The 14,158-nt window shown below is 62.1% G+C and carries 9 protein-coding genes; 1 reads left to right on the forward strand and 8 read right to left on the reverse strand.

Features of this window, described 5'->3' with window-relative positions; genetic code table 11:
- The 6 genes from K3727_16120 to K3727_16145 are packed head-to-tail and all read right to left on the reverse strand — an operon-like array spanning position 1 to position 10,817.
- Positions 1–1,671, reverse strand: coding sequence for a thiamine pyrophosphate-binding protein (locus tag K3727_16120; GenBank protein UWQ90299.1), 1,671 nt, complete (start codon positions 1,669–1,671; stop codon positions 1–3).
- A gap of 2 nt (positions 1,672–1,673) precedes the next feature.
- A complete protein-coding gene (locus K3727_16125) occupies positions 1,674–4,085 on the reverse strand; it encodes an FAD-dependent oxidoreductase (protein UWQ93415.1) in 2,412 nt (803 codons plus the stop codon).
- Entirely contained in the window at positions 4,076–6,496 is a 2,421-nt protein-coding gene (locus K3727_16130) for an FAD-dependent oxidoreductase (GenBank protein ID UWQ90300.1), read from the reverse strand. The genes K3727_16125 and K3727_16130 overlap by 10 nt, the downstream gene beginning before the upstream one ends.
- Complete coding sequence (locus tag K3727_16135; protein UWQ90301.1) at positions 6,493–7,791, reverse strand: aminotransferase class III-fold pyridoxal phosphate-dependent enzyme; 1,299 nt, start codon at positions 7,789–7,791, stop codon at positions 6,493–6,495. The genes K3727_16130 and K3727_16135 overlap by 4 nt, the downstream gene beginning before the upstream one ends.
- A 21-nt stretch (positions 7,792–7,812) precedes the next feature.
- Positions 7,813–9,273, reverse strand: a complete 1,461-nt coding sequence (locus K3727_16140) for an aldehyde dehydrogenase family protein (protein ID UWQ90302.1) — start codon at positions 9,271–9,273, stop codon at positions 7,813–7,815.
- Positions 9,273–10,817, reverse strand: coding sequence for a trimethylamine methyltransferase family protein (locus K3727_16145; GenBank protein ID UWQ90303.1), 1,545 nt, complete (start codon positions 10,815–10,817; stop codon positions 9,273–9,275). The genes K3727_16140 and K3727_16145 overlap by 1 nt, the downstream gene beginning before the upstream one ends.
- A 112-nt stretch (positions 10,818–10,929) precedes the next feature.
- Between K3727_16145 and K3727_16150 the strand changes: the two genes are divergently transcribed.
- Positions 10,930–11,811 carry a LysR family transcriptional regulator gene (locus tag K3727_16150; protein ID UWQ90304.1) on the forward strand — a complete coding sequence of 294 codons (882 nt, stop codon included), beginning with the start codon at positions 10,930–10,932 and terminating at the stop codon, positions 11,809–11,811.
- Between the two features lie 22 nt (positions 11,812–11,833).
- Here the strand turns inward: K3727_16150 and K3727_16155 are convergent, their stop codons facing one another.
- Both K3727_16155 and K3727_16160 read right to left on the reverse strand, forming a co-directional pair.
- Positions 11,834–12,676: a DMT family transporter gene (locus K3727_16155; GenBank protein ID UWQ93416.1), complete on the reverse strand. Its 843-nt coding sequence runs from the start codon at positions 12,674–12,676 to the stop codon at positions 11,834–11,836.
- A 183-nt stretch (positions 12,677–12,859) separates the two neighbouring features.
- Positions 12,860–13,900, reverse strand: coding sequence for a YeiH family protein (locus tag K3727_16160; protein ID UWQ90305.1), 1,041 nt, complete (start codon positions 13,898–13,900; stop codon positions 12,860–12,862).
- Between the last annotated feature and the right edge of the window lie 258 nt (positions 13,901–14,158).

The raw sequence follows: 14,158 nt of genomic DNA on the forward strand, positions 1-14,158 counted from the left end.
TTAGTCATCCGCTTTTTTGAACAGATCCTTGCGCAACGTCATCAGCGCCTTGGGGTCGATCTTGGCCTGAATAACCGTGGTCTCATTGCTGGCGATCGCCTGAACCAATGCATCGCCCAGCGCGCCGGGGCCATCGACCCAGATGCCCTTGCCCCCGCAGAGTTCGGCGAATTTGTCATAGCGTGGCGATTGGATTTCCGCGCCCAGCAGACGCCCGCCATAGAACTCCTCCTGATAGGCCTTTTCCGCGCCCCAGGCTTCGTTATCCAGAACCACCGCCACAATGGGAAGCTTGTTCTGAATGGCCGTTTGAATTTCGATCATCGTGTACCCCATGGCCCCGTCCCCCATGATCGCCACCACCGGACGGTCTGGTGTGGCGGCCTTGGCGCCGATGGCGGCAGACAGGCCAAAACCCACCAGACCAAAATCCAGCGGCGTGATCAGCGACATCGGTTGATAGTGCGCTAGACGGTCAGCACCCTGCAGACAGGTATTGCCGGTGTCCAGCGTGACAATCGCATCCCGTGGCAACGCACCGCGCAGTTCGGCCAACGCCCGACGGGGGTGCATCGGCAGGGTGGCGATTTGGGCCTCTTCAACCCGCTCGGCCATCAGGCTGGCCCAATCGTCCCGGAAGGACGCGCGCCATGCATCGGCGGCAGGCTTTTGCGTCGCGTTGGTCAATGCTTCGGCCGTCAGGCGGGCATCGGCCTGCACCGCGATCTCGGCGGGGAAGTAGCGCCCAACGGCTGAACCATCAATGTCCACATGGGCAATGCGGGTGTCTGCCCCCACATAGTCGTTGCTGTGAAAGGTCGAATTGAACCCCAGTCGCGCGCCCAGCACCACCATCACGTCGGCTTCGCGTGTCAGACGGCTGGCCACACGGTTGCCGCGCGGACCGGCCTGTCCGGCGAACCAGGGATGGCCGTGTTCCATCACGTCCGCATGCCCGGTCGATGCCACAACCGGCACCTCCAGCTTTTCGGCCAATGCGGTCAGGGCGTCACGACCCTGCCCCCATTTAAAGCCACCGCCCGCAAAGATGACGGGACGTTGCGCGCCGGAGAGCATCGCCGCGATCGCCTCGACATCTTCACCGGCCGCAGGGCCGGGGCGGGCGATGTTCACAGGTTTGGGGTCATTGGCCGGGACCATGTCGGCAAACAGATCGCGCGGCACATGCAACACCACCGGCCCCCGACGGCCCGAGTTGGCCAGACGAATTGCGTCCTCCAGCATCGCAGGCAGGCGTGCCGCGTCGCTGACCAGTACCGATTTCTTGCTGATCGGTGCGAACAGCGCGACCTGATCCACCTCCTGAAAGGTGTCCTTGGCATGGTCACACCGGCTGATCGCACCAGCAATCACAACCAGCGGGCTGTACGCCAATTGCGCCTCGGCCACGGCGGTCACGATATTGACCACGCCGGGTCCGGCCTGCGCGCCCAGAACGACGCCGGGTTTGCCGGTCATCCGCGCCCAGGCGTCAGCCATATGGCCAGCCGCACGTTCATCGCGGGCACCGACATAGTTGATTGCGCCGTCCTGATACATCGCATCATAGAGTTCGAGCATCGAACCACCCAACAGCCCGAACACAGTGTCGATTCCATTGGCCTTGAGCACGCGATAGGCGGCTTCCCCGCCCGTAATCTTATTGGTCATCTTCAGTCCTCTGAACGGGGGCGCAGGTTCTGCGGGTCAAACACCGCGTCCTCATGCACCGTCACATCGTATTCTGTATTCAAAATCTGCACTTTCAGGCCCTGCTTGGGCGTGCCCTTGCGCACGAACAACCAGCCCAGGCTTTTACCGACGGTATAGCCATAGCCGCCCGACGTGGTCAGCCCGACAATCGCGCCGTTACAGACAATTGGCTCGCCACCGTGGATGTCGATGCCATCGGCGTGCAGTTCACCATAGAACAGCTCCCACGTCGGAGTGCGGTCCATCACGGCGTCGCGACCGACAAAATCCCGGTCGATGGCGCGCACAAACCGATCCAGACCAACGTCATAGGGGCCCACATCAGTGGTCAGTTCACCTGACGCGCGATAGGCCTTTTCCATGCGCATGCCGTTAAAGGCATAGCTGCCCAGATCGACCAGCCCGTGTTTGCCGCCCACCTCGTGCAGCGCGTCATAAAGCGTGCCCATATGTTCCAGCGGGGCGTGCAGCTCCCACCCGAGTTCACCGACAAAGGAGACCCGCAGGGCGTAGACCGGGATGCCCGCCACAGTGATCTCCTGCCCCGACAGCCAGGGGAACGCCGCGTTGGACAGGTCCGCGTCGGTCAGGTCGGCCATGATCTTGCGGCTGTTGGGTCCAGACAGCGCCAGCATCCCCCAGTCGGCTGTGTGGTTGACCATATGCACGTCTTCGCCGTCGCGGATGTGCGATTTGATCCAGGCAAAATCCGGGTTGGCGCGGGCAATCGGCGAGCCGGTGAAATAGCGCCCCTCGGCGATGCGCCAGATGGTCACTTCGGTTTCGAAGCGGCCCTTGGGAGTCAACAGATGGTTCAGGGTCAGCCGCCCGTCGCGCGCCGGGATCTTGTTGGCCGAAATCCGATCCAGCAGCTTGCCCGCGTCACGCCCGGTGATTTCAAACTGGGCAAAGGCACACAGGTCGATGACCCCGGCCCCGGCACGGGTGGCTTTGGCTTCGGTCAGCGCATTGGCGTGCCAGGCCTGATGCCCCCAGCCCATCTGTTCGACCTCGCCCACATCGCCGAAATAACGCGGACGTTCCCAGCCTGCGACTTCGCCGAACACCGCGCCTTTGGCGGCGAGACGATCATACAGAACATGCCGGTTCAACGGGCGCATGGCGTTGAACTGTTTGCCCGGTACCGGGGTGTCATGGCGGCGCATAAATTCGTCTTTGGTCCGTTCGACGATGTAATTGTCGGTCGAGAAATCACCATACCGACGCGGGTCCATCGACCGGGTGTTGATCTCGGCCTCGCCATGCACCATCCAATCGGCGAGCACCTTGCCCGCACCCCCGCCCCAGGCCAGCCCAATGGACGACCCACAGGACAACCAGACATTGGGCGCGCCCGACGGGCCAACCAGCATACCGCCATCCGGCGTGTGGGTGATCGCCCCCCGCACCACGCGTTTGATGCCCAATTCCGCCAGGATCGGCATCTTGTCAAACGCCACCATCAGGAAATCGCCGATGCTGTCATAATCGGCCTCGAACAGCTCGTTTTCGGCCTTCCACGGCGCGCCTTCGGGCATGGTCCAGACCGTTGGGCAAACGTGCCCCTCATAAATCCCGATCAGACCGGACTTCTGCTCCTGCCGGATATACCCACCAAAGGAGTTATCCCGCATCACCGGCAGTTCGGGACGGTCGGCAAATTCGGGCACAGTATCGGTGACCAGATAGTGGTGCAGGCAGGAAACGGACGGGATTTTCAACCCGAACCATTCACCGACCTGATTGGCATAGGACCCGGCAGCAATGACCACATGTTCGGCCAGAACCTCGCCGTTTTCGGTTTGCAGCAACCACATGTCGCCTTTGCGCGAGGCACCCGTGACCTGATTGCGGCGTTCGATCTTGGCCCCGCGGGCGCGCGACGCGGCGGCCAGCGCCATGGTGACCGAACTGGGGTCGATGTGACCGTCTTGGAACGTCTGGATCGCCGCCTTGACGTTGTCGACCTTGTAGAACGGGTTCACTTTGGCGACCTCTTCGGGGCCGACCAGCTCCATCGGCAGGTCCAGCAAACGCCCGACCCCCATGATGGATTTCATCCAATCGACTTCGTCATCGGTGGTGGCGATGCGAAATCCGCCGACCTCGTGCCAACCAATGCTTTGCCCGGTTTCCTGTTCAACCCGTTTGTACAGTTCCAGCGAGGTTTTGTTGATCCAGCCGGCAATGCGGCTGCCAACGGCATGCGCGATCTGGCCCGCAGCATGCCAGGTCGACCCGGATGTCAGTTCGGCCTTTTCAAACAGGATGGTATCGGTCCAGCCGTTTTCAGCCAATTGCAGCTGGGCCGCGACCCCCATGATGCCGCCGCCGATGATGGCGACTTGGGTTGTTCGGGTCATCAGTTTGATCCTTTGAATGCGAATTTCGCGGGTTTCAGCGACGCCTTGGCACTGTAGCGGGTACAGGCGATTTCGACCTCGAACCCGTCAACGATGTCCTGACTGACCAGCGCCTCCAGCGGCGCGTCGATCATTGCCAGCGCAACCGAGCGGCCAAAGCGATAGCTCCAGGCGGCCGAGGTGATCTGACCCACCACCTGACCATCGCGACAGATCGGTTCATCATGGATCGGGAGCGCGTCCGGATCGTCAAACAGCATCGACACAATGCGGCGTTTGGGTGGGGTCGTGCGGGCGGCCAACAGGGCGTCCTTGCCGACAAAATCGCTGTCCCAGCCAATGAACGCCTCGGTCCCGGCCTCGAACGGGGTGACGCCGGGTGACATTTCGTGCCCCCATGCGCGGAACCCGCTTTCGATGCGCAGTGAGCCGCTGGCAAACAGCCCGGCGTGGGTGGCACCGGCAGCGATCAGCGCCTCATAGGCAGCCATGGCCATATCGGCGGGGATGTAGAGTTCGAACCCTTCTTCGCCGGTGAACGACAACCGCCCGGCCCAGCCGCTGGCCAGCCCGATTTCGACCGGGGCAAAGCGGAAGCGGCCAATATTGGGCAGTTTTGCGGTCGATGCCTTTTGCAGGATTTCCGCCGCACGTGCCCCGGCCAGCCCCAGAATGGCATAGCCCGAGGTCACATCAGTCACTTCGACCCGGAAATCTCCTTTGGTTTCGCGCAGGCGTTTCATGTCGCGTACGACCTCGCCCGCGCCAACGATCAGCATATAGGTGTCGGCCCCGTGGCGCTGCACGGTGATGTCGGATTCAATCCCACCGCGCGCGTTCAGGATCTGGCTATAGACAATGCGGCCCGCCGCGACGTCCATGTCTGCGGCGCAGACCCGGTTCAGGAAATCGCAGGCGTCCGGCCCCTGCACCATGATTTTGCCAAAGGCGGATTGGTCCAGAATGGCAGCCCCATCGCGACAGGCGGCCACCTCGGCCCCGACCTGATCGCGCCATTTCGGTGCCTCAAAGGTCAACGGCAGGTGGTTTTCGTCGCCGCCGAAATGTTCGACCCGTTCCCATCCCGCACGCGAGACGAATTTGGCCCCGACCTGTTGCAGGCCCGAATGGATCGGGCTGCGCCGCTGGCCACGCGCGGTGTCCATGGAGCGCCCCGGATAGGCAATGTCGTAATGGCGGCCCAGAACTTCGGGGATCCGGGCCTCGAGCGCGCCCAGCACGTTCATTTCGGGGCCAAAGCGGCGAATATCGGCCTCGTTCAGCTCCATCGTCGGTTCGCCTGCCATGATCCATTCGGCCATCGCCATGCCCGCGCCACCCGCCAGCGCAATGCCGGTCGAATTCATGCCGCCCATCAGGAACAACCCCGGCACTTCGGGGCTTTCGCCCATCATGAACTGGCTATCGAGCGTGAAGCTTTCGGGCCCGTTTAGCAGCATGCGCACCTCGGCCTGTTCCAGCGCCGGGATACGGTGCAGGGCGTTCTCCATCATCGGCATGAAGTGGTCCCAATCCTCGCCCAGCAAATCAAAGCTGAAATCGGCGGGAAGCTTTTCCATTGGCAGCCCCTTGGCGTGGGGTTCAAAACAGCCGACCAACAGCCCTTCGACATCGTCGCGGGCATATAGAAAGGCGTCCTGATCGTTCAGCGTCGGCAGATGCGCGCCCTTGCCCAGCGCCTGTACCTGTTCCAGCGGCTTGGTCAGGATGTAGAAATGTTCGCAGGCATACAGCGGCATATGCGCGCCCGCCATTTCGGCGACCTCGCGCGACCACAGCCCACAGGCGATCACCACCTCGTCGGCCTCGATCACATGATCGCCGACCTCAACCGCGCTGATGCGGCCGCCCTGTTTTTGCAGGCCCGTAACGCGGGTGTCCTCGAATATCTGAACGCCGCGGGCACGGGCACCTTTGGACAGCGCCAGCGCCACATCCGACGGGTTCACCCGGCCATCAACCGGCGAATAGACCGCGCCGATCACATCGTCGGTGTGCAGCAACGGCCACAGTTCTTCGACCTGCTTACGGTCCACCACTTCGGCTTCGAGCCCAAAGGCCCGGCCCAGTGAAACCTGCCGTTTCAGGGTGGTCAGACGGTCCTGATTGGTGGCAATCGACAGGCTGCCGGTCTGGGTCCAGCCGGTGCCCTGCCCGGTCTCCTGCTCCAGGTCCTTGTACAGGTCGATCGAATAATTGATCAGCTTGGTCAGCGTCGCGGACGGGCGCAGACGGCGTACCAGCCCGGCGGCGTGCCAGGTGGTCCCGGAGGTGAGTTTGGAGCGTTCCAGAACCACGATATCCTTGCGCCCTTCGCGGGCCAGATGATAGGCGATGGAACATCCAATGACCCCGCCGCCGATGATCACGGTACGGGCCTGTTTGGGCAGAGACGTCATGGGGCAATCACTCCTGCTTCGGTCAACTCACCGAGCGTTTCGTCAAAAATTTCAATGGCTTCGTCAACCAGATCCGGGGTGTGGGCGCTGGACGTGACACAGGAGGTGAACGACATGAAGTCCACCCCGCGTTCCAGCAGTCCATTGCGCAGCCCATTGACCAGCGCCGGGGGCACGGTGCGAATTTGCGCCGCTGTCAGCCCGTCGATTGAGCTGCCGCCGAAATAAAGGTGGCACGTCGAACTGTCGCCATAGGCCACCGCCGCCATGCCGCGGTTGGTGAAACAGGTGTTGATGCCGTCGCGCAGACGTGCGGCCATGGCGTCGGCCTGTTTCTGAACGTCACCGGTGGACAACAGCTTCATCGCGGCAATGGCACCTGCGGCGACCATCGGGGCAGCGTTGAACGTGCCCTTGTGGCTGACCGGCGGGGCCAGACCGTCGCGCGGTTTGCCGGGATCCAGCAGCTCCATGATATCGCGTCGCCCACAGATCGCACCGCCAGGCAGCCCACCGGTCACGACCTTGGCCAGCGTGGTGATGTCTGGCGTCACCCCATCGCGCGCCTGACGCCCGCCGGGGGCCCAGCGGAATCCGGTGATCACCTCGTCAAAGATCAGAACCTTGCCGCGCGTCGTGGCCAGGTCGCGAATGCCGGACAGGAAGCCATCCGGCAAAGGCACCGAGCCATAATTGGCCCCGGATGCTTCGACAAAAATAGTCCCGATATCGTCGTCCTGATCCAACAGCGCCGCGATGGCGTCAACTGACGGCGGTGCCACCACGGTCAGATCGGTGATCGCCGTTGGCACGCCCAACGACGGTGCCGTGTTGGTGCCAGGTTTAGCCCCTTTGATCAGCATATCGTGCCAGCCGTGGAAATGCCCGTCGATGCGCAGCACCTTGTCCTTGCCCGACCACGCACGTCCCAGACGCAGCGCCAACATGGTGCTTTCGGTGCCTGAACCGGTAAACCGGACCAGATCGGCCGAAGGATACAGCCGCGCGATCCATTCCGCCCATTCGATTTCCAGCGCGTGACAGTCACCGGTATAGGGCGTTTTGGTCAGCTGTTCGGCCACGGCCTGCATCACCTCGGGACAGGAGTTGCCCAGGATCTGGCTGGCAGCGCCCAGTTTGAAGTCGATATAGCGTTTGCCTTCGACATCCCATTTTTCCGCGCCCAGCGCGTGATCGATATAGATCGGGTGCGGCGCGCGATAGCGCAGTTCATGGCTGACCCCGCCGGGCATCACCTGGCGGGCGCGATCTGCGAGGGTCTGGTTGCGTGTCATGTCAGCTCTCAGTTCGATGTCTCAGTGGTTCAAAACGATGGATTTCGTGGCGCAATAGGCGGCGAGCCCCGCCAACCCCTTTTCCCGGCCAATGCCGCTGTGTTTGACCCCGCCAAACGGCACGGTATCGCCGCCTTGCAGGAAGCCGTTGACAAACACCTGTCCGGCCTCGACCCGGCGGGCAAATTGCATCGCGTGGGTGGCGTCGGCGGTATAGATCCCAGCGACCAGGCCAAAATCTGACTCATTGGCGAGCGTCAGGGCGTGATCGGCATCTTCGCAGATCTGGGTGACCAGCACCGGGCCGAACACTTCGTCGCGGGCGATCTCGCTGTCAGCAGGGACATCCGTGAAAATGGTCGGGGCATAGAACAGCCCGTTTGGCAAGGCGTCGGGGCGAACCCGATGGCCGCCAGTCACACAACGCAAACCTGCGGTACGTGCGCGATCCACAAAGCCGTCGACTCGCGCGAGCTGGCTGGCAGACACCAGCGGCCCCAGATCCGGGTCGTCCAGGGGATGGCCAAATGTCAGCGCCTCGGCCCGTGCGATCACCCGTTCGATCAACGCATCATGCGCATCACGGTGACAGATCAGCCGGGCACCGGCGGCACAGACCTGCCCGGCGTTAAAGAAGATCCCGCGCACCACGCCATCCGCGGCGGCATCCAGATCGGCATCGGCCAGCACCACCACCGGGGATTTCCCGCCCAGCTCCAGCGTCACACAGGCCACAGGAGCCGAGGCCGCTTGCATCACGCGGCGGCCCGTCGCGGTCGATCCGGTAAAGGTCACATGGGCAATGTCAGCATGCCCAGCCAGCGCCGCGCCCACGTCGCCCGCACCACAGACCACGTTGAACACCCCCGGCGGCACCCCGGCCTCCAGCGCCAATTGCGCAACCATGATGGCAGACAGCGGCGTCAGCTCGGACGGTTTTGCCACAATCGTGGCCCCCACCGCCAACGCCGGGGCCGCACCACGTGCCAATGTCGAAATCGGGTAGTTCCACGGCAATATGTGGGCGGTCACACCCACCGGTTCCAACACGGTCAATGCTGTCTGATCCGGTCCCAGGGGAATGCTGTCACCGTTCAGCTTGTCACAGCATCCGGCGTAGAACCGGAAATACGCCACGGCCCGGATCACGTCGCGGCGCGCCTGAGACAGGGGTTTGCCCACGTTCACCGACTCGACCGCGGCCAGCCGGTCGGCCTGTCCCGCGATCAGATCGGCGAGGCGAAACAGCACCTGCGCGCGCGCACCCGGCGCGGTGTCGGCCCAGCCGCGCAATGCTCCCTTGGCGCTCGCCACGGCCTGCCCCACCTGCGTGGGGTCAGCGTCGACAACCGACAGATAGCTCTCTCCCGTCGCCGGATCGATCAGCGCGCGGGGCTGCCCCCCACCGCTTTGCGCCACCCCATCGATCAGGTGATGCGGCAATCGATCCAAATCAGGGGGAAAGAGCGGATGCGCAGTCATCAACCGCGACCGATTTGTGCAGAGCTGAGACAGATGTTGAACCGATCCCGCAATTCGGCGTCTTTTTCATTCGAGATATGCGCCGGGAAATGACTGGCCAGCAATTCCCGCGCCTTGTCGCGGGCTGTATCGCCAATCGGGCGCGATCCGTCTTCTTCCCATTCACGCGGCGTGCGCCGGTCGCCCAGATGCGGATAGAAATAATCCGATTTCATCCGGCTGAACGTGTGACGATGCCCCAGATAATGCCCCTCGCCCCGGCAGACATCGGCGATGACCTCGGCCCCGATGTTCTCGGCGTTGACCTCGATCCCACGCACAGTGCGCAGAATGTTGCCCAGCATGTCATTGTCGACCACATAGGCCTCGAGCGAGACCCCCAGCAGGCTGGCCTGCATGCCGCAGGATTGGGTGATCAGATTTGAACCCGCATGAGCTGCAGATGACACGGCGAGGTTCTTTTCGCTGCCATATTGGGCATCGAGCGTCTTGGAGTCGGAAATCCCGGCAATCGACGTGGTGGGCAGATTGTAATAACGCCCCATCTGTGCCGCGCCGGCCATCAGGATGGCCTGTTCACCACCGCCCGCACACATAGATCCGGTGCGCAGATCCGCAACCAGCGGCTTGGGGCCAAACAACGCCGCCACATTCGGGTCGACCAGACGGGCAAAGACCAAACCGGCCAGGGTTTCGGCCACGGCCTGAACCAGCGACCCGGCGATGGTCGCGGGGCTGGTGGCCCCGGCCTGTCCCGCCGAAATCAACTGAACCGGAAAGCCCGCCAGAATGGCCGCCTCCAGCGTGTCCAGCGCCTCTTCGGCAAACCGCATCGGTGGCACCACGTGACAGACCATGACGGTCAGAAAGGGACGGGCCCGGAACGCGTCTTCGGATCCGGCGAGCGCATAGCACAGATCGGCCAGCTGCTGGAGGTTCTCGGGCTCAGATACCGACACCGAGACGTGTTTGGAGGTGCCCATCAAACAGGCATAGGCCGTGTTCAAATCCATGTCCGCGACATTCTCGACGTCGCGCGCCACGATCGAGCGGCTGAAATGGTGGATGTTCTCCATCGCGTCGCAAATCCGCGCCGCGTCATACAAATCCTTGAGCGATCCATCGCGATAATGGCCATCGTCGATGTCAAATACCCCCGGCGCCCCCCCGCCCGAGCTCATGTGAACCCGTGCGCCTGACAGATCCAGATCATGTTTGCGGTCCTGACCGTACAGCACCACATCCCGGCGCGCCTCGGCCACGGTTTTCAGAACCAGATCACGGGGGAACAGCAGACGTTTGTCATCCGTATACGTGCCGCCATGGGCACAGACCTTTTCGATCATCGACGGGGTCGCCTGCGACAATCCCAGGGTTTCGAGCAGCATCAGCACTGCTTCATTCACCTCAGTCAGATTATCATCGCTCAGCGGACGAAACGCCCCCCCCGTCAGTCCGCCCCAAACCGGAGGCTTTTCGTTGCCCGGGTTCGCGTTGCTTTCAATGCGGGCTTCTCTGCCTCTGCGACCTGATCTGCCAGCCATGTCAAACTCTCAACGTCTGTTTCGGTTGCCATAGGGGTACGCAACCGGGCAGCCCCAAGCAAAAACATGTTTCTCTTGCTATTGGTGAGTAAACCTCATCTATAGTGCCGACATGACAAATCTTCCTTCCCTCCCGGCGCTGCGGGCGTTCGAGGCAGCCGCCCGGTTGGGCAGCTTTCAGGCCGCGGCCGAAGCGTTGGGCGTGTCGCCCACGGCGATCAGCCACCATGTGCGCGGGCTCGAGGCGCGGCTGGACGTTCAGCTGTTCACGCGCGGCACCCGCCAGGTCCACCTGACGGACGAGGGCGAGCGTCTGGCACATGGGGCCACCACCGCGTTTCGGGTGTTGGAGGCCAGCGTGGAATCGGTGCTGAATCGCCCGCGTCAAAAGCCCAAAATCCGCATTGCATTGGGGCCCAGTTTCGCCACCCGTTGGCTGTTGCCCCGGTTCGCCGAATTCTGTGACCAATTCCCCGCGGTCGAGCTGGAACTGGTGCAGACCCCGCTGCTAGTATCGCCGCAGAACGTCGACGCAGATATCTTTATCACCTGGGGGGACGGGAGTTTTCCCGGAATGATTGCCGAACCATTGGTCAATGTTCTGTCGGCCCCCGTGGCCAGCCCCGGGTTGCTGGCCCGACTGGGACGTCCTGATCAACCGTCAGATCTGTTTCGCTATCCGTTGATCCACCAACGGGACACACTGGGGTGGAACGCGTGGTTCATGGGCGCGAATGTCACGCCTCCGACCCTGCACGGTCCGGTCATCGAAGACACAAATGTGGTGTTGCAGGCGGCCATTGCCGGTCAGGGCGTGGTCATGGGATGGGTGCCGCTGATCAACGCGGAATTGGAAAATGGCACGTTGGTTCAATTGTTCGATGCGGTTCTGAGCGAAAACCGGGCTTATCATCTGGTGCGCCGCAAATCCGACCCGCGCGAGGCAGAAGTCAGCGCGATCTGTACCTGGCTTCTGGCGCAGGCCGAAATGTGACCCGGCCGCCCCCAGAGCAAAGTCAGGCAGCCCTGTGCCCCGAATTGCTGCGCCAGAGGATAAAGAGCCCCGACACAACGATCAGGCCACAGCCGACCACCATGGCAACGGACAGGGTTTCGCCGAACAGCACCACGCCACAGCCAATCCCGAACAGCAACCGGGTATAGCGAAACGGCGTGACGGCAGACACATCGCCCGTACGCATCGCCTTCATCAGGGCGCTATAGGCCGCAACTCCGGCGAACACGGCCCCGGCCATGATCCCCCACGTGCCCGCGTCGGGCAGAACCAACGGGCGGGCCTCCCACAGCGAAAACAACGCACCCGCGACAATGACGGCCAGAAATCCGTATACGCCCAGAACCGACGTCCCCAGCGAAGCAGGCGCGGCGCGGCTGGCCAGATCACGACCGGCAAACCCGAACATCCCCAGCACCGCTAAAAGCGACAGGATTGAAAAGCTGTCGGCACCGGGCTGGATGATGACGATAACCCCTAACAGGCCGACGAGAATGGCAGCCCATCGGCGCCATCCCACCCGCTCTCCAAAGAACAGCGCAGCCCCGGCCACCACGACAATCGGTGTCGCCTGCAAGATTACGGTCGCAGCAGACAATGGGGTCAGCGCAATGGCCAGAACATAAAACAGCCGCCCCAGTATTTCGAACACGACCCGGATACGCATGGGGCGTGACAACACCGCCCGCGACACCAACGCGTCACCAGTCACGCGTGCCCAAAGAGCAAAGACAGCCGCCCCCCCGGCCCCGAACATCATCAGGATCTGGCTGATCGACAGAGTCTGTGCTGCGATCTTGAGAAAAACATCCTCGATGGCAAATCCGGCCATGGCCGCAACCATCCACAGACTGCCGATCAGATTGGCCCGGCGGCCATGGTCCACATCGTTCATCCTGCCCGCTCCAATCCGGTCCCGGACTCCGACTGAAACACGGGCCCATCCTGTGGCTTACGCGAAATCCCGCAGCGGGCCAAGATACCACCGCCGACGGACAGCGCCGTCTGCCTGGATGCCACCCCCGGTTCAGTGGTGCCCGAATATGGCGACACCAATCAGAACAAACACGGCGATAAACACCGTTTCGGCCACGATCAGACCAATTGCCTGTCCGCCTACGTCCAGAATTCGTTTGAGCGAAGTTTTCATTCCCACCGCGGCGATCGAAATCAACAGCGCCCAACGGCTGAGGCTGGACATCCAGTCAACAACCACGGCCGGGATCAACCCCAATGAGTTCAACGTCGCAAAGATCAGGAACCCGATGACGAACATGGGCAGGATCGGCGGGCGATCTCCCCCCTGTGCAGTGTCATCAGCGTGGCGACGCACCATGATCGAAATCACCAACACCACAGGGGCCAGCATTGCAACGCGGATCAGTTTGACCAAAGTGGCAACTTCACCAGTTTCATTCGACACCGAGAACCCGGCACCGACCACCTGGGCCACATCGTGGATTGTGCCCCCCAGAAAGACGCCCGAAACTTCATCGTTAAAGGCGAAATATTCGGTCAGGATCGGATAAAGGATCATCGCCAGTGTCGACAGCACCGTGACCGAAAGCACGGTGAAGATCAGATTGCGTTCGGAATGTTCGTTTTTGGGCAATACAGCCGAAATCGCCATAGCTGCCGAAGCTCCACAGATTGCAACCGATCCGCCCGTCAACAATCCAAAGCGCCACCCCCGACCCAGCACCCGCGCGCCCAACAGGCCAAACAGGATGGTCACAATCACGCCGATGACCACAACGGCAATCAGCTTGGGGCCCAATCCAACCATCAGTTCAACTGAAATCCGCGCGCCCAATAACGCCACCCCGAACCGCAACACCGTGCGGGCGGTGAATTCGATGCCGGGTTTGCACACACCCTCTTCGGCAAGAAAGTGAAAGGCGATGCCCAACAACAGCGCCATCAGCATTGCCGGGGCACCGTAATGTTCCGAAAGGAACTGGGCCGCCGCTGCGATGACGGCAGACACCAGAAACCCCTGCCCGTTCTTTTGCGTAAATTCGATAAGCCCGGACATCGGGCCGGACGAAATGGTCTGCATCAAGGTCATCCTTCATTGGTCCCGCGCACTTTGGCTGTGTCGCGACCCCGGGGGGTATCGGTGCGCGGCCCCCGCATGTTTCATCTGATCCATACCCGAGTTCCCTGACCTGGTCCTGACTTGGTGCTGACCTGGTAATACCGTGGTCGACATTCCGATGTCAGGCACCTGTCATGGCTCGTAATCTGTGATCACAGTTATGGTATCGCAACCTCTGGGCGCCTGCAACATCGGCACCGTCAGCCAGTGCTCTATTTCCGTCAACCT

The organism is Rhodobacteraceae bacterium M382 (assembly GCA_025141015.1).
GTDB classification, from domain to species: Bacteria; Pseudomonadota; Alphaproteobacteria; order Rhodobacterales; family Rhodobacteraceae; genus Aliisedimentitalea; species Aliisedimentitalea scapharcae.